This is a genomic window from Bacillota bacterium, assembly GCA_013177945.1.
Lineage (GTDB): Bacteria > Bacillota > DSM-12270 > Thermacetogeniales > Thermacetogeniaceae > Ch130.
In genome coordinates, this window is the sequence record JABLXW010000008.1 from 78,119 (window position 1) to 100,481 (window position 22,363).

General features: G+C 56.3%; 21 protein-coding genes and 1 riboswitch. Of the genes, 3 read left to right on the top strand and 18 right to left on the bottom strand.

The features are described from left to right. Positions 1 to 7: 7 nt before the first annotated feature. The 4 genes from HPY58_05340 to HPY58_05355 form a co-directional block, all read right to left on the bottom strand. Positions 8 to 1,261 (bottom strand): molybdopterin molybdotransferase MoeA, encoded by a 1,254-nt coding sequence (locus HPY58_05340; GenBank protein ID NPV29079.1) that lies wholly within the window; start codon positions 1,259 to 1,261, stop codon positions 8 to 10. A 30-nt stretch (positions 1,262 to 1,291) separates the two neighbouring features. Beyond that, the gene (locus HPY58_05345; protein ID NPV29080.1) at positions 1,292 to 1,471 is read right to left on the bottom strand and encodes a hypothetical protein; all 180 of its coding nucleotides are present in this window, start codon (positions 1,469 to 1,471) and stop codon (positions 1,292 to 1,294) included. A 94-nt stretch (positions 1,472 to 1,565) separates the two neighbouring features. Then, positions 1,566 to 1,729: riboswitch (molybdenum cofactor riboswitch) on the bottom strand. Between the two features lie 62 nt (positions 1,730 to 1,791). Continuing rightward, on the bottom strand, positions 1,792 to 2,622 hold the full coding sequence (larE, locus tag HPY58_05350; protein ID NPV29081.1) for an ATP-dependent sacrificial sulfur transferase LarE: 831 nt from the start codon (positions 2,620 to 2,622) through the stop codon (positions 1,792 to 1,794). Positions 2,623 to 2,744: 122 nt separating this feature from the next. Beyond that, positions 2,745 to 3,971, bottom strand: coding sequence for a hypothetical protein (locus tag HPY58_05355; GenBank protein ID NPV29082.1), 1,227 nt, complete (start codon positions 3,969 to 3,971; stop codon positions 2,745 to 2,747). 333 nt (positions 3,972 to 4,304) lie between these two features. Here HPY58_05355 and HPY58_05360 point away from each other — a divergent pair, with 333 nt between their 5' ends. Further along, the gene (locus tag HPY58_05360; GenBank protein ID NPV29083.1) at positions 4,305 to 4,478 is read left to right on the top strand and encodes a hypothetical protein; all 174 of its coding nucleotides are present in this window, start codon (positions 4,305 to 4,307) and stop codon (positions 4,476 to 4,478) included. Positions 4,479 to 4,648: 170 nt separating this feature from the next. Here the strand turns inward: HPY58_05360 and HPY58_05365 are convergent, their stop codons facing one another. The 14 genes from HPY58_05365 to fdhF form a co-directional block, all read right to left on the bottom strand. After that, positions 4,649 to 5,509 (bottom strand): Gfo/Idh/MocA family oxidoreductase, encoded by an 861-nt coding sequence (locus tag HPY58_05365; GenBank protein ID NPV29084.1) that lies wholly within the window; start codon positions 5,507 to 5,509, stop codon positions 4,649 to 4,651. 229 nt (positions 5,510 to 5,738) lie between these two features. Beyond that, complete coding sequence (locus HPY58_05370; GenBank protein NPV29085.1) at positions 5,739 to 5,951, bottom strand: hypothetical protein; 213 nt, start codon at positions 5,949 to 5,951, stop codon at positions 5,739 to 5,741. Between the two features lie 432 nt (positions 5,952 to 6,383). Beyond that, positions 6,384 to 6,833: a hydrogenase maturation peptidase HycI gene (gene hycI / locus HPY58_05375; protein NPV29086.1), complete on the bottom strand. Its 450-nt coding sequence runs from the start codon at positions 6,831 to 6,833 to the stop codon at positions 6,384 to 6,386. Then, complete coding sequence (gene hycH, locus HPY58_05380; protein ID NPV29087.1) at positions 6,830 to 7,228, bottom strand: formate hydrogenlyase maturation protein HycH; 399 nt, start codon at positions 7,226 to 7,228, stop codon at positions 6,830 to 6,832. Before hycH ends, hycI begins: the two co-directional genes overlap by 4 nt. Continuing rightward, positions 7,221 to 7,994 (bottom strand): NADH-quinone oxidoreductase subunit B family protein, encoded by a 774-nt coding sequence (locus HPY58_05385; GenBank protein ID NPV29088.1) that lies wholly within the window; start codon positions 7,992 to 7,994, stop codon positions 7,221 to 7,223. The genes hycH and HPY58_05385 overlap by 8 nt, the downstream gene beginning before the upstream one ends. A gap of 15 nt (positions 7,995 to 8,009) precedes the next feature. Then, on the bottom strand, positions 8,010 to 8,546 hold the full coding sequence (locus HPY58_05390; GenBank protein ID NPV29089.1) for a 4Fe-4S binding protein: 537 nt from the start codon (positions 8,544 to 8,546) through the stop codon (positions 8,010 to 8,012). 38 nt (positions 8,547 to 8,584) lie between these two features. Continuing rightward, positions 8,585 to 10,318, bottom strand: a complete 1,734-nt coding sequence (locus tag HPY58_05395; protein ID NPV29090.1) for a hydrogenase large subunit — start codon at positions 10,316 to 10,318, stop codon at positions 8,585 to 8,587. Positions 10,319 to 10,341: 23 nt separating this feature from the next. Continuing rightward, positions 10,342 to 11,781, bottom strand: coding sequence for a hydrogenase 4 subunit D (locus tag HPY58_05400; GenBank protein NPV29091.1), 1,440 nt, complete (start codon positions 11,779 to 11,781; stop codon positions 10,342 to 10,344). Between the two features lie 49 nt (positions 11,782 to 11,830). Then, complete coding sequence (locus HPY58_05405) at positions 11,831 to 13,333, bottom strand: hydrogenase 4 subunit F (protein NPV29092.1); 1,503 nt, start codon at positions 13,331 to 13,333, stop codon at positions 11,831 to 11,833. Further along, positions 13,334 to 13,984, bottom strand: coding sequence for a hydrogenase 4 membrane subunit (gene hyfE / locus HPY58_05410; GenBank protein ID NPV29093.1), 651 nt, complete (start codon positions 13,982 to 13,984; stop codon positions 13,334 to 13,336). Between the two features lie 18 nt (positions 13,985 to 14,002). After that, a complete protein-coding gene (locus HPY58_05415) occupies positions 14,003 to 14,947 on the bottom strand; it encodes a respiratory chain complex I subunit 1 family protein (GenBank protein NPV29094.1) in 945 nt (314 codons plus the stop codon). A gap of 15 nt (positions 14,948 to 14,962) precedes the next feature. Beyond that, positions 14,963 to 16,978: a hydrogenase 4 subunit B gene (gene hyfB / locus HPY58_05420; GenBank protein NPV29095.1), complete on the bottom strand. Its 2,016-nt coding sequence runs from the start codon at positions 16,976 to 16,978 to the stop codon at positions 14,963 to 14,965. A gap of 5 nt (positions 16,979 to 16,983) precedes the next feature. Next, on the bottom strand, positions 16,984 to 17,544 hold the full coding sequence (locus HPY58_05425) for a 4Fe-4S dicluster domain-containing protein (GenBank protein ID NPV29096.1): 561 nt from the start codon (positions 17,542 to 17,544) through the stop codon (positions 16,984 to 16,986). Further along, positions 17,537 to 19,822 (bottom strand): formate dehydrogenase subunit alpha, encoded by a 2,286-nt coding sequence (fdhF, locus tag HPY58_05430; protein NPV29097.1) that lies wholly within the window; start codon positions 19,820 to 19,822, stop codon positions 17,537 to 17,539. The genes HPY58_05425 and fdhF overlap by 8 nt, the downstream gene beginning before the upstream one ends. Before the next feature lie 644 nt (positions 19,823 to 20,466). Between fdhF and HPY58_05435 the strand changes: the two genes are divergently transcribed. Next, positions 20,467 to 22,083 carry a PAS domain-containing protein gene (locus HPY58_05435; protein ID NPV29098.1) on the top strand — a complete coding sequence of 539 codons (1,617 nt, stop codon included), beginning with the start codon at positions 20,467 to 20,469 and terminating at the stop codon, positions 22,081 to 22,083. Further along, on the top strand, positions 22,080 to 22,208 hold the full coding sequence (locus HPY58_05440) for a hypothetical protein (GenBank protein NPV29099.1): 129 nt from the start codon (positions 22,080 to 22,082) through the stop codon (positions 22,206 to 22,208). The genes HPY58_05435 and HPY58_05440 overlap by 4 nt, the downstream gene beginning before the upstream one ends. The last annotated feature ends 155 nt before the right edge of the window (positions 22,209 to 22,363 follow it).

Below are 22,363 nucleotides of genomic sequence, written 5' to 3' on the forward strand. Positions count from 1 at the left end.
TGCCCCCTCACAGGACGTAATCTGTTCCGTAGAGATAAACATCCACCGGGGTTCCGGCGGCAACCCCTTCTCTTTCGAGGGGAATCCTGAAAAATCCGTCCCCCTGGACCATCGGAGCAAGCAAACCGGACTTGCCCAGAAGCGGGTCTGCCCATAACCTGTCCCCTTCTCGCCGCAGCCTGACCCGGACGAAATCCTCCCGCCCCGGGGCCGAGGCGAGACTGCGGGAAACCAAAGCCGGGACAGGCGGCGGACCCGGCCTGATTTTTCGATAAGACCCGAACTTCAACAGGGGAGCCACCAGCAGATCAAAGGCAATCAGGGCGGCCGCGGGATGCCCCGGCAGTCCAAAAACCGGCTTTCCGCCCCCAACCGCTCCCAGGGTCGGCTTCCCGGGCCGGGCCGCCAGGCCGTGAAAAACCAGGCCGGGCTCCCCCAGCTCCTCAAGGGCCTGCACCGTCAAATCGCGGGTGCCCACCGAGCTTCCTCCGGAAATGAGAACCAGGTCCACCTCCCGGTGGGCCCTGGCCAGGGTCTCCTTAAGCAGGCGGAGATCGTCTCTCACCAGCCCGTAAAGCACCGGAGCTCCCCCGCATGAGAGAACCTGCCCGAACAGGGAATAAGAATTTACGTCCCGCACCTGGCCGGGAGCAGGCTTCTCCCCGGGGGGAACCAGTTCGTCCCCGGTGGAAACAATCCCGACGCGCAAGGGTATGTAGACCTGTAGCTCCAGTTCTCCAACCGCCGCAAGGAACCCTAAATCCTGGGGGCGGAGCAGGTGGTTTTCGGAAAAGATTTCGGTGCCTGCCTTGATGTCTTCATCCGGCAGAATTACGTTTTCGCCCACCCCCACCGGCCTGACAACTTCAATCCCCTCCTCCCCTGCCTGCTCGGTATGCTCGACCATGACAACGGCATCAGCACCCGGAGGGAGCGTCGCCCCGGTGGCTACCTGCACGGCCTCTCCAACCCCCACCGTCAGGCCGGGGGGAAATCCCACTTTCACTTCGCCTTTTACAAGCAAGTAGGCCGGGGAGCTCTCGGAGGCGCCAAAGGTATCCTGAGCCCGGACCGCGTAGCCGTCCACTGTAGACCGGGGGAATCCGGGCACATCTTCCCCTGCCACCACACCCTGTGCCAGGCGCCTTCCCAGGCAGTTCAGAAGAGGGCACCGCTCAGTCCGGCGCAGCTCCGCAGGAAGATGTGCGGCCATCTTTGCCCTTGCCTCGTGAACCGGGAGCACCGTGAAAAGTTCCTTCATCAAGCGTCGCGCTCCTTTTAAAGCATTCCGTTAAAAGCACCCCAGGGCGCACTCTTTGATTTTAATTTTGAGCTGATTGCAGGCAGCACCGATCACGCGGGGGGAGACTCCCAGGAAGGCGGCCAGTTCCCGCGCCGCAGAACAGGTAATCTTTCCCTCCGGAGCCGCCTTTAAAAGAGCTTCTTTAATCCGGGGGTCAACCTCAACCATCTTCTCTCTGCCCATGCTGCACCAAACCTCCTGCTTCAAAGTCAGGCTCCAGCACCTGAAAATGCAAAGGGCGCCAACCCTGGAACCGGTGCGCCCTCGCAATCCTGCAACTCCTTTCCAAGGTTGGGAGGTACCCCGGTTTCCCGGAATACCCTTCGGCCGCCGGCAGCTTTTTTTGCAGCAAGCCCCGCCGCAGCCTGCGTCTAGCCTCCATAGCAGGAACGCCTTAGGAAGGCTAAATCGGAGTTCGGTCCTCTTCTCTTTTTTGATTTTTACTTTACCCCAATTCGAGCATCGTGCCCTCGCTTAACATTTCGCTTTCAAACAGAAAAATCCTGCTTCAACGCCCCCTTTTTTGCGCCCGGCAGCTCCTCGTTCATGCTCCCCGTGCGGTACCCTGCCAGGTCAAGGGTGACATAGAGAAAGCCGAGTTCCTTCAGAAACCCGGACACCTCCTGCCGGTGCCGGAAAATGAGGGGGGCCTCCTCGGCCCCGCCCTCGATCCGGGCAAGCCTCCCGTGGGACCGCACCCTTACCAGGCGGCAGCCGAGAGCATGAAGAAATTCTTCGGCCCGTTCGATCCTCTGCAGCTTCTCCCGCGTGATTTCCTCCCCGTAAGGAATGCGGCTGGCCAGGCAGGCGGCAGCGGGCTTATCCCACGTGGGGAGCCCTGCCTCGCGGGAAAGAAGGCGAATCTCCTCCTTCGAAAGCCCTGCCTCCTGGAGCGGGCTGCGCACCCTCAGTTCACGACCGGCGCGCCTGCCCGGCCTGTAGTCCCCTTCATCATCCCGGTTCCCGCCGTCGATCACCCAGGCCAAACCCTTCTCCCGCGCCAGCTCCCAAAACTTTGTGTAAAGGAGCTTCTTGCAGTAATAGCAGCGCTCGGGAGGGTTTGCCCGGTACTCCGGCAGCAGGAGGGGATCGAAATGAATGACAAAGTGCTCTACTCCCAGCTTGCGGGCAAGCTGGCGCGCCTCCTCGACCTCCCGCTCGGGATCCACCGGAGAGGAGGCGGTCACCGCGCAAACCCGGTCCCCCAGCTCCTGCCGGGCCACCCAGAGGAGAAAGGTGCTGTCCACCCCCCCGGAAAAGGCCACAAGTGCACTCTCCAGCTCCCGAACCAGCCTCCTCAAGTCATCAAGCCTGCCCAAACTGTCCCCTCCAGTTCGCTCCTCAAATTTTTGCCCTTTTGCAACTTGAAGCGCGGCCGTCAATCTCCTGCGAAGCGTCGGCACCCTCAAAAGGGAATTAACGGCTAACGGGCAAAGCCATATTAGACCTTTCTGAAATAAAATATGGATTCAAAGAATTTATTTTCGTCCCTTTCGGTTCTCATCAGAACCGGCCTGTGAAAAACGTCTATCAATTCAAAACCGCATTGTTTCCCTACCTCTGGATATAAATTAAATTTATCATTTGCCACAATAAACACAGGTGCATGATCAACCAGATTCCGAGAAACATTTTTAAACACATCCACTACACCTTCTACATACTCCCTTTTTGCGCTTCCATTCTGTCCCTTCACCGCAGGGCCTATCTCTAACTCATCCAGTCTCGGAAAATCAAACAGTTCGTAAGCATATCTGTGCTGTTCGTGGTAATCTATCAGTCCAACATAAGGCGGTGAAGTAAAGATCCCGTCTATTCGCAAATCGTCAGGCAACCTGACAGTTCTTGCATCTCCCTGGATAATTTTGATAAAGGCATCTGTTCTTAATTTATCAAATTCGTTGAGCCTTTTTATTGTATCATAGCTGTACCGGTTGATGAATTTCAGGGCTTCATCGATGGGTTCGCAGTATCTTTTATGCTTAATGCACCAGTATTTTTCCCTTACAGGTCTATCAGGCCTTGCCAGATCATAATGGGGAATAAGTCTTGCCGAGCGGGCAGCTCTTGAAAGGATGATCATTAACACATCCTGGTTTTTATAATCCTTGATCATGCTCCGGTAAAAAAGAATCTCCTGCAGTGCTCTCTCTGAAAACCATTCTTTGAGATACTCACTACTGGTTTCATATTTTGCTACGGGTTGATCAATATCAAAGAGCGTCCGGTTTTGATTTTGCAGCCTGGAACTGAAAGATTTGAGTCTTTTCAACGCATCTTTAATTTCTGCTTCCACTTCTGGAATATTGTATTTTCTGGTCTTGACCTGCTGGATCAGAACATTGAAAGGCGACAATTCTATACCGACGGAGTTCATGCCCAAGATATTTGCTTCTATCAGCGTTGTCCCTGAGCCTGAAAAGGGGTCAAGGATTGTATCCCCCTTTTTGAAATATCTCTTTAAGAAGACCTCTACAAGCTGGGGGATAAATTTGCCAAGATAAGGATGCAGGCGGTGAACATGCTTCGTTCTCTCAGATTCTCTGACAGAGATAAATGTCAGGTCATTGCCTAAAATTTCAAGATTTTTCTGTGTGTTTGTTTTCTTTTCAATAAGCTCAGGGTCTATTCCGAATTTTGCTGCCGCTTTTTTGTTCACCTCAAGCATAACCCGCCTCCCCCAGATTTGACCTCCCGGCTCACTTCAACCTGGAAACCTTTGCCCAAACGCCCTGCCCTCGCGTAGATTTAAAATTCGCCCGCGCCGTCAAATCTCCTTCTCCTGCCCGGCCCCCGCGCCGGGATCCTCACCTCGCCCCCAAACCATCTAATCCTCGCCTCTTGCCCGGGGGCGGTCCCCCCCTGCCCTGGTATCTAGACGCAATCTTGATATGCCGGCTGCCGGGATTTTATAATTTAGGGGAGGTGAAGAATATGCGACAAAAAGTGGGTACAGCCATTTATTCCCGGCTCCTTTACAGGGCCAGGCTGGTGGCTAAAAATGAAAAAACATATCAATGAGATAATTGAAGAGGCGCTGGAGCCATACCTGATCGCGAAAAAGGGAACCGGAGAGGGGGAATCTTCTATCGTTAAGATGACCAGAGGCAGTATACCATCCCGGGCTGAAGTGGTAAAAAAGGTCCTGGAGGAGGAAGACTTTTTCGAGGTTTGAGGAATTGCCCGCCGGCAGCCGGATCTTCATCGACAAGCATACCGATCACCCGGGGGGAGACTCCTGGAAGGCAGCCAGTTCCCGCGCCGCAGAACTGTAATCCTTCCCTCCGGAGCCGCCTTTAAAAGAGCCTGGTACGCAGTACCAGCCAGGAAAGAAGAAATCGACCGCTAAACGCTAACGACACTGGCAAGGCGACCGGCGATGTCCTTCAGACTTTCCGCCATTTTCCGGATCTCACTGACCGAAGCGGCCACCTGCTGCGTGGCCGCAGCCTGCCGCTCACTTACAACTGCTGTTTCTTCGACTTCGGCAAAAATTTCTTCTATCGATTTTTCGATGTTGCGGAGAGTTTTCCCGATCTGCTCAGCAGATGCCTTGCTGTGCTCGGCAAGTTTTCTCACCTCATCGGCAACAACCTTAAACCCGCGACCATGCGCTCCGGCACGGGCTGCTTCAATGGCCGCATTCAGCCCCAGAAGTTTTGTCTCAGCCGCCACGTTTTTAATAAAATTGAGAACTTTATCGGTGTCCTGAACATCGCGCCTGGCGGTACCAGTGAGCTGTTCCAGCTTTTGTCCCCGTGCCGCAAGTTCCTCTGCCCCGCCGGCCAATTCCTGAACTGCAGTGTTGATCTGCTCCACGGCACAGCTCAGTTCGTCAGCCAGTGCGGCCAATTTGCGCGATTGGGCAAGTTCGTTGAGTAAATCCTCTTTGGCTTCAACTACTGTCATCATGAGATTGGCCGCTGCTGCTTCGACCAGGGTGGTCTTTTCTCCTTTCCGGGCCCGCAAAAGTTCCTCGACCTTCGGGTTTCCGGTGGCCTCGATAACCACGTCGAGGTCCGAATATTCAAGCATCTCCACACAATCCCGGTAGGTTTTGATGCCCGATTCTTTTGCAAGTTTCATACCCGGTGCCTCTTCGTTGATATCAGCAATTCCTACCACGCGGACACCCGGCAGGTCGCTCAGTGCCTTCAGGACCGAGGTTCCACCTTTACCTGCGCCCACAATTCCCACTTTGATCATCATTTTCTTGAGGCCCCCTTAAACCATATTCAATTTTGGTTTAGATGTATAAAAACAGGCTTGAAGCCGCTTGCAAACCGGGTTCCCGCCTCCCAACATAGCGGCCCGGCACCTGAAAAAAGAAGCCGCCACGAGAACTGGTATCAAAACCAGTGGGAGGTGTATGGCGGCTTCTGGGGGGGTGCTGATTTAAAAAAATCAGAATCCAGGAAATCCCCACTTCAGGAAGCTACTTTTCTTTTTTTTTAGTTTTAAAGGGGTTCTGGATTCCCAGCTCCTTTAAAACATATTTATAGAAAAAGTCGAGATCGTCGTAGGGAAATTCAAGTTCAACTTTCTCCTGGGCCTGGAGGTCCCTTTTTTCGGGAGAGGTTTCCGGCGCTTCCTTTGCCTCCGGCTCACGCTTCACATGTTCGTTACCGCCCTCATGTTCGGGAGTCATTCAAACAACCCCTCCTTCCTGCAAACAAACCAGACTGACCGCTTTACACCCGTTCCTTTGTGAATAAAGTAACATGCAAAAACTATGCCAGCGCACCTTCGTAATCCGGCCGTTTTTCCCGAGCTTCTCTACCCTCAGGGGGCGCCTCTTGATTCAGATCCCTGTTTTCCGACATTTTCCTTCCTCCTCTCCTGAATCAAACTTATCCCGCAGCCCCCGAGCCCTTTCCTGACAAGAGATTCTGTAATATGCACTTACGCAAAAAACGTACCAAAAACGTGCAGCCACGCAAACAGGGGCCGCGCCGCAGCACGCGCCCCTGTTTTTCTCTATTCTCAAGGTTTTTCTTAAAGCACTTCTTCCGTGATTTCGTAATTTTTGCCGGGAATCTGGAATCTCTTTCGAAAAAGAGGAAGCTGGGCCAGCCGGCAGTCAGACTTCAGGGAAGGCCAGGGCTCCGGACTTCAGCCGCTCATAGACGGTCTCTACCGCCTGCCTGACTTCAGGTGAAAGAGGCAGCCCGAAGGCAACACCCTTGGGCTGAATCCCGATAAAATAAACCCTCGGGACGGCTTCCTTGAGGGCCCGGAGAAAAAATGTCAGGGGTAAATTATGGGTGGTGATGAAAAACCGATCGGCAATGCAGTCTTCGGTAAGGAGGCGAATGCTCCCGGGCGCCAGGCCCATCTCTGCCGCGTCCACGACCACGGCCACCTCGGGCTTCATTCTCCGGACGAGATGAAGGCAATTTTCCGGCACCGATTCTCCGTTTATGACCTCCCAATTCTGCAGGGGGAAAAGGGTCAGGAGCCGGGCCAGCAGCGGCCCGGCTCCGTCGTCACCCATCAGTTCGTTTCCGACCGTAATCACGAGACCCTTCATGATGCCCTCACCACCAGGTAAATTGCCGGTTCCTGTCTGATCATCTGCAGAAGCCGGAGGAGAGACCGCGCCCACCTCTTCTCCTCCGGCAGCATTCCGGGCAGGGCGGCCTGCAAAGCGCTTGACAGGGCCGGGAGGTGCTCCCTGGTAATCTCGATTTCTCCCCACTTCAAGACGCCCTCCAGCTTCCGCCTGCCCTCCCCCGGCGGGAACTTTGCAATCCACCGCTCATATTCATCATGACCCATGCCCATAATCTTGCGAAAACAGTCCAGAACCCCGATGTGGTGACCGATGGCCAGGCTGTAGTAGATTAAATTTTTGCACTGCTCCGGGGCATCCTTGCTGTCCACGAATTTCCGGTTCAACTGGTAGAACTCAACTCTCCTAAGCACTTCCGGCAACCCTTTCCATGCTGTCCAAAAAGATCCGGTGAATTTTCATGAACACCTCCACGAGGCGCGCGTCCTTTTCTGCCTTTAAGAGTTCTTTCACCCTTTTATCGACCTTTTGCGGATCCTTTTCGGCAAGGAACTCCAGATATTGATTGGCGATCTGCCTCCCGTGCCAGTAGCCGCAAAGGCGGCGGGCCTCCCGCTCGATCTCCTTCCGGAGGCTGATGGGAACCTCGGGAAACTTGAGCCGCACCCCGGCACCCTCCCCTTCCACGTAATGTTCGCCCTTCATCTTCTGGTGGAGCAATCCCAGCGCAACCGCAAAGCCGTGGATGGTTGCGCAGGGAGTGGGAGGGCATCCGGGAATGTAGAGATCGACCGGGAAAACGCTGTCGGCCCCGCCCCAAACCCCGTAGCTGTCGTGAAAGATCCCGCCGCTGCAGCCGCAGGCGCCGTAGGCCACAACAACCTTCGGGTCGGGAGCCGCCTTGTAGGCCCGGATGGCGGGCACCCGCATAGGTCTGGTCATGGGGCCCGTAAAGACGATGACATCGGCATGCCGGGGAGAACCGACCACTTTGATTCCGAATCTTTCTGCATCAAAGAGGGGCGTAATTGCGGCAAAGATTTCAATCTCGCACCCGTTGCAACCCCCGCAGTCAACCCGGTAGACGTAAACCGAACGCCTGATCAGTTTTAAGAGTCTGAGCTTGAGTTCCAGGATCTTTTCCTTCTGGCTGGCATCCAGTTCCTGGTTGAGAGTGATCAATCTCCTCACCTCCTATTCAAGGGGCGTAAATACAGCTTTTTTCATCTTTTCCACTTCAACCTTTCTCCTGCACTCAGGGCAGACCTCTAAAAGGGCCCTGCGGTTGGCAACTTCCGGCTCGGGAAGTCCGGCCTGCACCATGACGGCCAGAACGTATTCCAGTTCCTTTGCAGGGGTGAAGAACCTGTCGCAGAAACGGCACTTATTCAAACGGAAGTCTGCCCGGCAGATCAGGTCCTCTTTTTTGAAGGCAGCCAGTTCGAACTCGGGGGAAAGGGTAATCGCTTCTGTTGGACAGACCTCCTCGCAGCGCCCGCAGAAAATGCAGCGGCCGTAGAAAAGCTGCCAGGTTCTGATTCCCCTTTCGAGGTCACAGCTCAATGTGATGGCATTCGCCGGACAGGCAAGGGTGCAGGCGCCGCAGGAAATGCAGAGTTCAAAGTTGTAAACGGGCTTTCCCCGGAAGCCGGGGGCCACCTCCGCCGGCGCAAAGGGGTATTTAAGAGTTGCTTCGCCCACCTGGAGCACTTTTTTAAGCAGCTTGATCATCTTGTCAACCTCCTTCCCTCTTCCCGGTTTGAGAAATTTCAGGACTTGAGCGGGGAGTCTTTCTGCTCACGGCAGTACCGCTCCAACTCCTGGTAGGGAATGGTCTTCGCTTTCTTCTTGCGGACGTCGATCACGGTAACCCTCTCCGTGCAGGAATAGCAGGGGTCGATGCTGGCCACAATCAGGGGAGCGTTGGAAATCACATTCCCCCGGAGCATGTACCTGATCGGGGGCCAGTTGTTGTAGCTGGAGGCGCGCGGCCGCCAGCGGTACACCTTCTGGTTGTTGTCGGTCATCAGCCAGTGGATGTCTTCACCCCGGGGGGCCTCAACACACCCCACCGCCCAGCGATGCGGCTTGTAGGCGAAGCCCTCGACCAGGATGGGGCCGTCAGGCATCTCGTTCAGGCAGTTTTCCAGGATCGAGAAAATCTCATAAATCTCCAAGGCCCGGACCAGCGTCCTGGCGAGAACATCGTTCCCTTCCTGGGTGATCAGCTTCCAGGGAACGCGGTCATAGGCGCAGTAGGGATGGTCGGCCCTGGTATCCCGCCTGTAGCCGGAGCCCCGGACGGTGGGGCCAACCGGGCTGAGATCCCTGGCAACTTTCCGGTCGAGGATGCCCACTCCCTGGGTGCGGTGGAACAGGTTGGGGGTGTTGACCAGGATGTCGATCATTTCATCGACTTCCTTCCGGACCTCGGCCATTAAGGCCAGGACGCGATCCCTTTCGTCCTTTAAAATGTCCTTGCGCACCCCGCCGATCAGGTTCATCCCGTAAGTTTTCCGGGCCCCCGTGAGAATTTCCGCCATTTCCATGGATTTTTCACGGACCCGGAAGAGCTGCATGAAGCCCGTATCAAATCCGATGAAGTGGCAGGCCAGCCCCAGGTTCAAAATATGGCTGTGGAGCCGCTCTGTCTCAAGCAGGATGGTGCGGATGTACTGAGCGCGGGGCGGAACTTCAAGCCCGATCGCGTTCTCAACCGCCATCGTGTAGGCAATGCTGTGGTGGTAGCCGCAGATGCCGCAGATCCGCTCGGCCAGGAAGTGGATCTGGTCGTAATCCAGGCGGTTTTCCGCCAGCTTCTCCAGCCCGCGGTGGCAGTAGAAGAGGCGGTAGTCGGCATCAACAACCGTTTCCCCATCGACAAAAAGGCGGAAGTGGCCGGGTTCATCGGAGGTTACGTGCAGGGGGCCCAGGGGAATTTCCACCAGACCCTCCCCCTCCACTTCGATGAATTCAAAGGTTTCTTCTTCGGTCGTGGGCTCCGGGCGGCAGCGGTAATCCATTGCATCTTTTCTCAACGGATGGAAGTTTTCCGGCCAGTCGTCGGGCAAGGCCAGGCGGCGCGGGTCCGGGTGCCCGACCGGGTGGATTCCGAAGAGGTCGCGCACATCCCGCTCATACCAGATGGCTGCGGGAACCCGCGGTGTCACCGAAGGAAACTCCGGTTTATCTGGAGGAACCAGCGCCTTTACCGTCAGCCAGATGTTTTTCTGAGGATCTCGCTCTTCCTCGATGGATAAAACGTAGTATACCGCAAAGTGCCCGTTCAGGCTGCGCTCATCATTACCGACAACACTGGAGAGCCACCCGCCCTGCCGGTAATATGCCTCTTCCACAACTTCCGGGAGGGAGTTGAGATCAACAGTCAGGGTTACCTGGTCCGGGGTCTGCCAGGCCTCCTCAAGGATCGCCGCTCCAAACTTGGCCCGCAGGGCATCCACGTACTTCTTGCCGCCCTGCTCGGGCTTCACTTCATGTTGCATCCCACGTCAACCTCCTTTTCCCTCTAGCTTAACAGGGTCAAGACAATGTACTGGGAAATCAGCGTCATGACCATGAGAATGGCCAGGACTGACGAAATGGCAAAGGGCACTTGCGACGCCCCGGCAACCGGTTCTGAGGGGGCGCCCAGGACGCTTGCTCCCAGCCACTTCAGGAACCAGATGAAGCTTCCGACGGATTCAAGGATTGTAACGATGATCAGGACAAGGATCAGCGGATAGAGCTTGCCGATCTCAAAACCGCCGACGAAGATCATGAATTTGCTGAAAAATCCGTTAAAGGGAGGAACGCCTGTAATGGCCACAGCAGCCGCAATAAACCCCAAACCGACAACCGGGATTTTATTCAGAATTCCCTTGAGCATCGGGAGCAGGCGGGTGCCGGTCGTATAGGCCAGCGCCCCGGCAACCAGGAAGAAAAGGCCCTTGGCGAAGGCGTGGTTGAAGATGTGGGCCACCGCTCCGTTAAAGGCCATCTTTGAGCCGTAGATGGAAATGGAGATCGCCAGGAAAATGTAAGAGAGTTGGGTGATCGTAGAGTAGGCGAGCAGGCGCTTCATATCCTCCTGCGGGAAGTACATGACAAAACCGTAGATCATGGTGACAACCGCCATGATTGCCCCGATCAGGCCGATCACCTGGGGAACCGCCCCCGTTGCCAGGACGGTCCGGGCGAAGATATAGACTCCTACCTTAACCATCGAAGCGGCATGCAAATAGGCGCTCACCGGGGTCGGCGCCACCATCGCCTCGGGGAGCCAGGACTGGAAGGGGAACTGGGCGGACTTGCCCCAGCAGGCGATCAGGATCCCGATAAAGGCGATGATCTTTCCGGCTTCCGTAAGCTCGTTGAGGGCGTTGACAGAAAAGCTGCCCGTATTCACAAAGACGTAGGCGGTGGCCACGTAGAGCCCGAGGGCGGCGGCGTGGGTGAGGACGATCGCCAGGAGCGCGGACTTTCGGGATTTCTGGTCCCCGTAAAATCCGATCAATCCCCACGAGCAGAGGCCGGTCATCTCGAAGAAGAACAGGAGCCCGAGCAGCGTGGAGGAGAAGACCACGCCTGCCATGGAGCCGATAAAGAGGAGCATGAAGGCGTAGAACCTGGGAACTCCTTCTTTGATCGGATGCTCTCTGTTCTCAGGGCTCATGTATCCCGCCGAGTAGGTGCAGATCAGCCAGCCGATGAAAACCACGATGAAGTTGACCAGAACGCTCAAAGCATCGATGGTTACTCCGTAGAAGCTGATCCCGCCTATGGTCACCAGATCCCGGGTGAAGCTCGCGCGGTCGGCCGCAAAACCGACCAGCAGGAGCAAACCGCAGACGAAGGCCAGGAAAGAGAAGAGTTGACCCACCTTTTTCGCGTGCCGCTCCGGCAGAAGGAGAACAAGCAGGCTACCTATTGCCGGAATCAAGATGCTTCCCAGCGTATACCAGAGCATCTAAATCTCACCTCCAGAATCCCTCATAATTTAACCCTCTTCCCAAAGCCTAGAATCCGGACTGGACGATACCGGCAGCACCCTTGAGCAGGTCCGAAAGAGGCGAAGGGATGTAGACGCCCAGTCCGAACATGAGGATGAAGAGAAGGAAAATGGGAAGTATGGTTATGAAGCTGACATCGCCTCGCGTCACGTTTTCGGGAGGTGAGCCGAATACCGCCTCGCCTATCAGGCGGAGAAAAGCAGCAAAAACCACCAGCAGGAAGAGGAGACAGAGAATCATCAGCCAGAGATACCCGCTGTTTAATCCGGCCGTGACTGTCAACAGTTCGCTGATGAAGACGTTAAAGGGCGGAGAGCCGGCAACTGCCAAAGCGCCGCTCCCCAGCAGGAAAGCGGTAAAGGGGACCACCTTCAGCATCCCCTTGATGACGTCCAGGTCCCTTGTGCCGTACTTGATTAGAATGTTTCCGGAGGTGCAGAACATCAGGGACTTGGCAATGCTGTGGTTGATGGTGTGGAAGAGGGCGGCGAAGATGCCCAGAGGCCCCCCCAGGCCCAAACCTGTGGCGATGATCCCGACGTTTTCGACGCTGCTGTAGGCGAGCATCCGCTTGATGTCCCGCTGGCTGAAGATGAAGAAGGCTGCAAAGGCAATGGAAAGGACGCCGAAGATCAGGAGCAGCGTGCTGGGGAAAGCGCTTCCGATGGCCTTTCCCACCACAATGTAGTACCTGATGATGGCGAACAGGGCGCACTTGAGCAAAACTCCGGAAAGGAGGGAACTCACCGGGCTTGGAGCCTCGCTGTGGGCATCCGGCAGCCAGGCGTGCATCGGGAAGAGCCCCGCCTTTGTCCCGAAGCCGATGAGGATGAAGACAAAGGCCAGCTTCATCACCATCGGATCCAGCAGCTGAGCATGCTTCACGATCTCCGTCCAGAGCATGGAATCGTGGGCGTTCTGCAGAACGTTGAAAGAGTTGGAGTAGACCAGGATCGTGCCGTACAGGGCAAAGGCAACGCCGACACTGCAGATCAGGACGTACTTCCAGGCGGCCTCCAGCGACGACTTGTGGCCGTAGAGCCCGACCAGGAACGCCGAGCCCAGCGTGGTTGCCTCAACACCAACCCACATTAAGGCGATGTTGTTGGAGAGCACCGTAAAGATCATGGTGAAGAGAAAAAGGTGAAAGAAGCCGTAATATGTGCTCAAGCCCTTCCTGTCCACTTCACCTGTTACCAGGTCGTGCCGCATGTACCCGATGGAATAGAGACCGTTCAGGAATCCCATCAGGCCGATTACGAGCACGAAGACGGCGGCAAGTTTATCGGCATAAAACCACTCAGCAAGCGCCAGCAAACTTCCGTTTAAGAGCACCAGCCTGACAGCCCAGAGCGTCAGGACCAGGAGCAGGGTGATTCCGATCAGGTGCACAGCTTCAAGAAAGCGGCGGGCGCCGGCGCCCAGGGTTCTTGCCCAGAAGGCAAGGAGCGAGACGACAAAAGGAATTACCAGCAGCCACACTAAAAGATTTCCGCTCACCTGCGTCACCTACCCTTTTAGTAAAGTAAGCTTATCGGTATCAAGCGTACCCAAAACCCTGAACAGGGAGATGGCGATGACACTCATGATGACGACGGCAAAGATGGCGTCGGTAAGAATCCCGATCTCTACGGTTTCCGGGGCGTTGTAGGCCATGAAGGCAAGGGTTAAATGGGATCCGTTTTCCATCAAACAGTAGCCCAGGATCTGCTTCAGGGCGTTCCTGCGGGTCAGGATGCAGAGCAGGCCGAGCAGGAAGTGGGCAATGGAGACCGCAAGCGCGGGTTTGAGCTTGAGAATGGCCTGCATGTGGAAAGGAGTCACGATCAGAAACGCCAGACCGATAAACAGCGCAGCGAGCAGGAGCGAAGATGCAGGGCTTAGCAGCGCCCCCGGTTCTCCCGGGTCCCCTACCTTCTCGAGGGCTTTAATGATCAGGTAGGGAACCAGGATCACCTTCGTAATCAAGGCGGTAATGGACCAGATGTACAGGGGTGTTGCTTTCATGAACACGGCCAGGCAGAGGAAGATCAGCACCAGAACAAAGGACTGAAGGCTGTATAAATGAGCCGAGAGATGGGGCCTTCTTGTCTCGACAACCATCAAAGAGGTGATGATCAGCAGAACTGCCAGGGCATTGATAATCTGAACTCCCGTCATACCGCTCACCTCACTTCATCAGATCTGAACCAGGTAGAAAACGAAGGAAAGCAAAGCGATTCCCAGGGCCACCCAGGTGATGTGAGGCGCTCTGAAGAGCGTCAGCCTTGCCATGGAGTTTTCAATCACAGCAACAATTACGTACAGGCAGAAGAGCTTCAGGAAAAAGAGCACCGCAGCACCGAGAACCCCAGGCAGGCCCGGCGTGGCAGCGCTTCCAAACGGGAAGAAGATGGCCAGAAACAGAGAGAGGACGACCACCTGTTTTGCAAAGATCCCCCATTTGAGCAGCGCCAGCCCGGGCCCCGAGTACTCCGTCAGGGGCCCCTCCTGGACCTCCTGCTCCGCCTCGGCAAGGTCGAAAGGCAGCTTTCCCGTCTCAATAAAAGAGGCAACCGCAAAGGCGGCCATGCCCAGCCAGATCGCCGGGCTTGTATAGGAGACCTTGCCCAGGGCAATCATCTGGCTCATCGTTCCCAGGTTTGTGGAGCCTGCAAAGAGGGCGATAATGAAGAGCACCAGCATGATCGCAGGTTCCACCAGCACGCCCAGGGCAAGCTCCCGGGCCACGCCGATCTGGGCAAAACCGCTTCCCGAGTCGAAACCCGACATTGCCAGGAAGAACCTGACCATTGCGAAGAGGTAAACTACGAGAATCATGTCGCCAACAACCCCGAAGGGCGACTGTAAAACCCACATCGGAATCAGAGCAGCGATGAGGAGAACGCTGACCATGATAATGTAGGGGGTCGCCCGGAAGACCCAGGTTGCTTGAGCCGGTCTGACCTCCTGCCGCTTCATGAGCTTGACGATGTCGTAGTAGTATTGAAAAAGAGGAGGTCCCTTGCGGGAATGCATCTTAGCCCTCAGCACCCGGGCCAAGCCCGCAAAAAAGGGTGCCAGCAGGAGGACAAAAAGAGCCTGGAGAAAACCGATGAGGAAAAGCCTGGCATCGAACATCATCTTGCCCCCTCTCAGTTAAAATCTCACGGCAGCCAACAGAATGACCAGGGTGATAATGATATAGGTGCAGTACAGCCGCACATTCCCCAGCTGGAGTAGCTGGACGAGCCTCCCCAAACCCTGGACACCCCGGGCGAGAGGCCTTCCAATAAACTTCTCCCACATATCTTCCACCTGTACTAGATAGGCCACGCGGGTGCTGAAATAGGCACCCGCGGTCGCCCCGAATTCCTTCAGGGTCGCACTGAACAGGTAGAGGGGCCGGAAAATGATCTGGAGCGGCTGGGCAAAGGCATGGGAAGAGTAGGTCATCTGCGGGATGTACTTATAGCCGCAGGCCCAGGGCGTGGGATCGAGCCGCGACCCGACTCCCGCTCCTCCGTACAGCACCAGCAGGAGCAAAGGCAGGACCAGGAATCCGATCAGGAGCAGGGCAATTAAAGGCGTGGAAAGTGCAGCCCGGGCAACATCTCCGGGGAACACGGTGAAAGCAGAACTTACCGGAACCGCCCCTGTGTTCAGGAGGCCGGCAACAACCGACACGATGCGGGGTGCAATCAGGGGGGCGCCCAATCCGAAGACAACGCACCCAAGCCCGAGAACGGCCTTTCCTAAAAGCATGGGGAAGGGGGCCTCCCGGGCCTTTTCACCGTGTTCGCTCCGGAAGGGTCCGGTAAAGGCTACCCCGTAGGCCTTCACAAAACACATAGCCGTTAAGGCTCCCGTCATAGCCAGGAGCATGGCAAACAGGGGCACAAACACCTTATCGGCAAAGCCGCCGCTCATCCCCAGGGTGAAAAGGGACTGGTAGATGAACCACTTGCTCACAAAACCGTTCAACGGAGGAATGGCAGCAATCGATGTTGCCCCTACAAGAAAGATGAAGGCGGTCACGGGCATGACCTTTGCCAGGCCGCCCAGTTCCTCTAAATTTCTGGTGTGGGCCCTGTAGATGACGGAACCCGCCCCCAGGAAGAGGAGGCCCTTAAAGGTGGCGTGGTTGAGCAGGTGGTAAAGCCCCGCCATCAGCCCGAGGCCGACCAGGAGCGGCCTGTTCAGGGCCAGGCCCAGCATCCCCGCCCCGACGCCCATCAGAATGATGCCGATGTTTTCAATGCTGCTGAACGCAAGCAATCTCTTCAAATCGTGCTGCGTGAGGGCATATACCATCCCCAAAACGGCGGAGATGATCCCGACCACGAGAACCAGGAAGCCCCACCACCAGCCGCCGGCTCCCAAAAAATCCATGCAGACACGAATGATCCCGTAGATTGCCGTTTTAATCATCACACCGGAGAGGAGAGAGGAGACATTGGAGGGAGCCACGGAGTGGGCCTCGGGGAGCCAGAAGTGCAGGGGCACCGCTCCTGCCTTGGCGCTGAAGCCGACAAACGCCAGGATAAAAAGCACCGAACTCAGGACGGGGGTTAATTTCGCAGTCCGGAAAACTGCAAAATCAAAGCTCCCCGTGATGATAAAGAACAGAATGAAGGAGAGCATGATCAGGGCGGCGCCGGCGTGGGCGACAAGGAAGTAGAGGAAGCCGGCCCTCAGGGCCTCCCTGTCCTGCTCGTAAATAACCAGGAAATACGAAACAAGGGTCATGATCTCCCAGAAGATCAGGAAGTAAAACCCGTTTCCGACGGTCACGACCAGAATCATTGAGGCGATAAAGAGGTTGATTAAGAATCCCAGCACACCCGGATTCTTCCTGGTATACTCATCCAGGTAGGAGAAGGAGTACAGGGAAACAGCCGCAGCCAGAAAAGAAATCACCAGGACCATGAAGGCCGATAACTGGTCGACCTCCATCGTAAAACGGGTAAAGGGAATCCAACCAGGAGCATCCAACCGGAATCCGCTCCCGGCGAGCACCAGGAGGGCCGAAGCAATTCCTGCAAGGGAGGCAGCAAAGGCGCTCAAACTGGTGATGCAGTTGGCAAACCTGCCGCTGTTGTTAAAGATCAGTGCAGCGACCGCCCCGGCCAAATAGAGGAAAATGGAAAGCAAAAGGAGATCCTGTGCGCCCATCAACCTCACCCCTCCGCTCCCTTAAACATCGCGACTGCGCCGGTCACGGCGCCCGCCCGCTTGAGCCTGCTCCAGCGCTCCACATCTCCTCCCTCCACCAGCTGCAGGGCCTTGGTGGGGCAAACCCGCACGCACTGGGGGCCCTGTTCATCAAAGTCGCATAAATCACACTTGATTCCGATGGTTTTCTGCCCTGCGAACCAGGCGAGGAGAGGTGGGAGCGTCCGGGCCGGTTCTGCCTGTACGGAGGGGGGCGGAGTGCCCTGGATCGTAATGGCTCCAAAGGGACAGGCCAGGGCGCACATCTTACAGCCGATGCAGAGCCCTTCGTTTAACTTCACCATCTGCTCCTTAACTTCAATAGCTTTAACTGGGCAGACCAGGGCGCAGGGCGCGTCTTCACAGTGATGACACTGCACGGGCATCGTTCCCACCGGAGTATAAGTAACATGGAGCCTCGGGTAAGCCTGAAGCCCCTGCTTCACGTGGTTCACGACGCAGGCAGCCATGCACGTATAGCAGCCCAGGCACCGGTCGGGATTGGCAATCACAAAGCGGTTAAACATGGGCTTCCCTCCTCCCGCTCTTCAACTGACCTGCCACTTCCGCCTCCAGATCAACCAGGTACTTCTTCTTTTTTTCCTGGAGGATGGCCTGGAATTCGGCGGGAGTGATCTTTTCCACCTTCGCTGCTGCCACTTTGAACTCCGGAATGCAGGCCGCCGGGTCTGTCGAGTTAATGGTGAGTTCGTTGACATTGGCCTCCCAGAAGTGGAAAGTGGTGAAAACCGTTTTCTCGGGCACCCGCTCCGTCACCCACGCCCTTGCAGCAATGGAGCCGCGCCTGGTGGAAAGCCTGACGAAATCGCCGTCTTCAATGCCGAGCTTCCTGGCATCGCGGGGGTTGATTTCGATCAGCTGCTCAGGGGTAACCTGGGTGATCGGCCAGGACTTCCGGGTCATGGTGCCGGTATGGTAGTGGTAGCCTCTTCTTCCGGTGGTGAGGGTGAAGGGGTACTCTTCGTCGGGTAGCTCTGTGATTTTGCCTGCGAGCGCATTTTTGAATTCTCTCACTTTCTCCTCCGGAATCCGCACGGGATCGAAGAAAACCGGACGCAGGTTGGCCTTCCCGGACGGGGTCGCGAATTTACCGCCCTGGTAGAGAATGGGAGTACCCGGATGGTCCTCTGCCGGACAGGGCCAGTTAATCCCTCTCGCCTTTTCCAAACGGCTGTAGGTGATCCCGCCAAACTTCTCCGGAACCAGCCGCCGCACCTCATCCCAGATCTCCTGGGGATGGAGGTAGTTCATCCTCCCGTAGTCCATCTTCTGGGCGAGAGCGCTGAAGATCCACCAGTCATCACGCGCTTCACCAGGCGGATTCACAGCCTTGCGCACCCGCTGGACCCTGCGCTCGGTGTTGGTGAAGGTTCCTTCCTTTTCGCCCCAGCAGGCTGCGGGGAGGACGACATGAGCAAGGCGGGCGGTTTCGGTGAGGAAGATGTCCTGGACGACGAGGAGATCAAGATGCTCGAAGGCATGCCGGAGGTGATCTGAATCGGGATCGCTCATCACGGGGTTTTCACCGAAAACATAGGCAGCCCGGACCCGGCCGCCCAGGATCGCATCGGCCACTTCGGGGATCCTCAGACCTGGCTTGGAGGGAAGCCTGACATGCCACTCCTTCTCAAAACGGGCGCGGTTCCCCTCATCGGTGACGGCAAGGTAGCCGGGCAGCAGATTGGGAAGGCAGCCCATGTCGCAGGCCCCCTGCACGTTGTTCTGCCCCCGCAGGGGGTTCACGCCTGTACCCGGTCTGCCCAGGTTCCCCGTGATCACGGCGAGGTTGGAAAGGCTGACAACGGTTCCCGTCCCGTAGCTGAACTGGGTGACACCCATGCAGTAGAGGATTGCAGCGTTCCTGGCCCGAGCGAAGAGGCGTGCCGCCTCGACGAGATCCTGCTGGGGAATTCCGGTCAACCCCTCCACATAGGCAGGGGTATACTCCTCTACCGCTTTCTCCAGGTCGCCAAAGCCCTCGGTATAATTCTGAACAAAATCTGAATTGTAGAGCTTTTCTTTGACAATAACATGAAGCAGCCCGTTAATCAGCGGGATGTTGTAACCCGCGGGAACCCTCAGCCAGATGTCGGCCTTGTTCGCCATTTCAGTCAGCCGCGGGTCGGCAACAATAAGTTTGGCCCCCCGTTCTTTAGCCTTGATCACATGCCTCGCAACCAGAGGATGGCACTCTGCCGTATTGGAACCGATGATGAAAATAACATCCGTGTGCTGACTGATTTCCGGAATCGAGTTGGTCATCGCCCCGCTCCCTAACGTCATCGCCAGACCGGCGACCGTTGGGGCGTGTCAGAGGCGGGCGCAGTGGTCTACGTTGTTGGTGCCCATCACCGCCCGCGCGAACTTCTGGGCAACATAATTTTCCTCATTGGTCGCCCGCGCCGAGGCGAACAGGACAAAGGCATCCGGGCCCGACTCCTGCCTGATCCTGGTCAGGCGCCCCGCCACGAAATTGAGCGCCTCGTCCCAGGATACAGGGGTGAACCTGCCGTCCTTTTTGATCAAGGGAGCAGTCAACCTGCGGGGATCTTCTACGTGCTGGTACCCGAAGTAACCCTTGACGCAAAGTTCACCTTCGTTCACGGGGTGCAGGCTGTCGGGCTCCACCCCTGCGATATGGCCATCTTCCACAACCAGATAGAGGCCGCAGCCGGTGCCGCAGTAAGGGCAGATCGTTAAGACTCTTTCTGTTCTTCCCTTCTCAAAACATGATACCAATGGACAAGACCTCCCTTCTTCCTTAACGCTTAATCCGAACGGCATGATCCGGGATTAACGCCTCGATCCCATCCCACCCCCTTCGAGAGAACAACATCCTCCCTGGCAGGGAGAAATGCAAACTGCTTCAATTTAACAAAGCAAAAAATGTGCCTGCCCTGACGGTCCTGGAAGCAAAGCAGAAACCGCCGGGACTGGGTCTGGTTCCAGCAAAAATCCCGGCGGCTTTTGGAGCCGATCCCGGCTAACCACTCCAGCATCCGGAGTGCCGCGCCCATAAAGTGTGTTCGGTGAGACGGCAGGGAAAACTCCCGGTCAAATCAGCATATTCGAAGAATCTTCCCTTTTTTCGGAGGCAGTTCCGAATTCGCGAAAAAAATTACGAAATTGCGGTATTCTTGAAGTACGAAATCGCGGAATCTGGCAGAAATTTTGGCATGTTTTTTGCAACATTTTTGTGCTACAATTCTATAAACATTTGCCCCTCGCCGTTCCTGAAACTTTTTAAAAACTCCGGGTCCGACAACTAACCCTACAGAACTTCAAACTCTAAAAATCAAGGTATGAAGAGGAAAGCAAGAAAAACTGGCGAACAATTTATCTAGAAAGTAAAAAAGGGGGGAGGCCTGGGATTAAGGTCAAACCGTGGCGGTAAAGGTAATCCTGTTCAGGGCAGCGAGGTGTTGAAGATGCCCGAACAAAAAGCCTTGCTCAAAAAGCTCCCAGGGGCTTATACCACAAGGCGGAGCTATTACACAGAGCTGGCCGTTCAAAAAGCCCAGCTCATCGAAAAGCTCACCGGGGTTTACACCGCCAAGCGGAGCTACTACGCGGAACTTAAGGAGAAGATTTCCGAGATTACGAAGCGAAACCTGCAGCTGGAGATTCTGAGTGAGCTTGCCAGGCAGATCAGCATCAACACGCCGCTTGAGGAGATTGTGAAGAACGTCAGCACCAGCCTGGGGCAGGTGCTCCCTTTTGACCGGGTCAGCCTGTGCACCTTTCGGGAAGGAAAACTTTACCTGAACTGCTTTCACCCTGATGATGGAATCTGCCAGCCGGGAATGGAAATTCCCCCGGAGGCAGGAAGGGCGCTCTGGCATGTGAGCGAGAACCCCCGGCAGCTGGTCTGGCAGCGGGATGCCGGGATTGAAGACAGGCACCTTGCCCGGCTGGGGCTCCAGGTTGCCGTGATCAGCCCCCTCTTCGCCCAGAAAAGGGTCTTCGGGCTCCTTTGCGTGGCAAGCTTCCAGAAAACCAGCTACGATCCTCCAGATCTTACCTTCCTCCAGCAGCTGGCCAACCAGCTGGCGATTTACCTCCAGGACCGGGAACTCTTCGCCGAGGTGACCAGGGCGAAGATCGAGTGGGAAGCCACCTTCAAAGCGGTTAAGGATCTGATCGTGGTCGTGGACCGGGAGATGCGGATCCTGCACGCAAACCTGGCCGCGCTCCAGTTCTGCGGCCTCTCTGAAGAAGAAGTTTTGGGGAGGAAGTGCTGCGAGGTGATCTGCGCCTCCTCCAGCCCCTGCCCTGAGTGCGCCGCCTCTGAGGTCCTCCGGACAAAAGAGACCGCCCACTCCCAGCGCCTCCTGGACGACGGCCGGGTGATGGAGTTTTACGCCTACCCCGCCTTCCACGAAGAAGACGACCTCTGGGTTGTGATCTACATCAAGGACATCACGGAAAGGCTCAAAATGCAGGCGCAGCTCCTGCGCGCCGCCCGCCTCGCCGCCCTGGGGGAGATGGCGGCCGGGGTTGCCCACGAGCTGAACACCCCTCTTGCCGTGATTCTCGGAAATGTTCAACTGCTGCTGCGCAGCTGCCCCCAGGACGACCCAAAAAAAAGGCTCCTCGAGGACATCAAAACCTGCGGCCTGCGCTGCAAGCAGATCGTCCAGGGGCTCCTTGCCTTCTCCCGGCAGGAGCACTATGTCTTCCATCCTCTTTCCGTGAACGATGTGGTCCGGGAGGCCCTGAAGCTCGTTTCTTACCAGATCGAAACCGACAACATCCAGATAGATGTGGATCTGGATCCAAAGATTCCCCAGATTGCGGGGAACGCCCAGCAGCTCGAACAGGTTGTGGTGAACCTCCTCCTCAATGCCAAGCAGTCCTTTGAGGGTGTCGGGGAGAGGCTGCGCCTGATCGGGATCAAGACCGGATACGATCCGGAGCGAAACCAGGTTTTTATAAAAGTGTCTGACACCGGCCAGGGGATTCCGATGGAGAATCTCACCCGCATTTTCGACCCCTTTTTCACAAGCAAAGGGGTGGGAAAGGAACGGGGCTCGGGCTCTCCGTGAGCCTGGGGATCGTCCAGGCGCACGGGGGAACCATCGGTGTGGAGAGCGAGCCCGGGAAGGGAAGCACCTTTACCGTTTACATCCCTCCCTGCCAGAGCCAAACCGGTGAAGAGGCGGCAGAATGAAAAGGAGCAAAAAAAGCCACCGGCATCATCTGGCTTTGGCGGCACCAGCCAGGGCGGAGGATCGCCGGCGGCTTTTGGGGAACTTCGAGTCCATTCTGCCTTTTTCTACTTGCAAATTCCATGCCAAAAATAAAGGAGGCAGTAAGCCTCCTGTT

Excerpts from the sequence above, each read along its gene's own strand:
- HPY58_05355 (NPV29082.1), bottom strand. The coding sequence starts at position 3,971 with ATGCTTGAGGTGAACAAAAAAGCGGCAGCAAAATTCGGAATAGACCCT.
- HPY58_05365 (NPV29084.1), bottom strand. The coding sequence starts at position 5,509 with ATGATCAAAGTGGGAATTGTGGGCGCAGGTAAAGGTGGAACCTCGGTC.
- HPY58_05345 (NPV29080.1), bottom strand. The coding sequence starts at position 1,471 with ATGGTTGAGGTTGACCCCCGGATTAAAGAAGCTCTTTTAAAGGCGGCT.
- HPY58_05415 (NPV29094.1), bottom strand. The coding sequence starts at position 14,947 with ATGATGTTCGATGCCAGGCTTTTCCTCATCGGTTTTCTCCAGGCTCTT.
- HPY58_05370 (NPV29085.1), bottom strand. The coding sequence starts at position 5,951 with ATGACTCCCGAACATGAGGGCGGTAACGAACATGTGAAGCGTGAGCCG.
- hyfB (NPV29095.1), bottom strand. The coding sequence starts at position 16,978 with ATGGGCGCACAGGATCTCCTTTTGCTTTCCATTTTCCTCTATTTGGCC.
- hycI (NPV29086.1), bottom strand. The coding sequence starts at position 6,833 with ATGAAGGGTCTCGTGATTACGGTCGGAAACGAACTGATGGGTGACGAC.
- HPY58_05395 (NPV29090.1), bottom strand. The coding sequence starts at position 10,318 with ATGCAACATGAAGTGAAGCCCGAGCAGGGCGGCAAGAAGTACGTGGAT.
- HPY58_05390 (NPV29089.1), bottom strand. The coding sequence starts at position 8,546 with ATGATCAAGCTGCTTAAAAAAGTGCTCCAGGTGGGCGAAGCAACTCTT.
- HPY58_05435 (NPV29098.1), top strand. The coding sequence starts at position 20,467 with ATGCCCGAACAAAAAGCCTTGCTCAAAAAGCTCCCAGGGGCTTATACC.
- hyfE (NPV29093.1), bottom strand. The coding sequence starts at position 13,984 with ATGACGGGAGTTCAGATTATCAATGCCCTGGCAGTTCTGCTGATCATC.
- HPY58_05425 (NPV29096.1), bottom strand. The coding sequence starts at position 17,544 with ATGTTTAACCGCTTTGTGATTGCCAATCCCGACCGGTGCCTGGGCTGC.
- HPY58_05400 (NPV29091.1), bottom strand. The coding sequence starts at position 11,781 with ATGCTCTGGTATACGCTGGGAAGCATCTTGATTCCGGCAATAGGTAGC.
- HPY58_05360 (NPV29083.1), top strand. The coding sequence starts at position 4,305 with ATGAAAAAACATATCAATGAGATAATTGAAGAGGCGCTGGAGCCATAC.
- HPY58_05340 (NPV29079.1), bottom strand. The coding sequence starts at position 1,261 with ATGAAGGAACTTTTCACGGTGCTCCCGGTTCACGAGGCAAGGGCAAAG.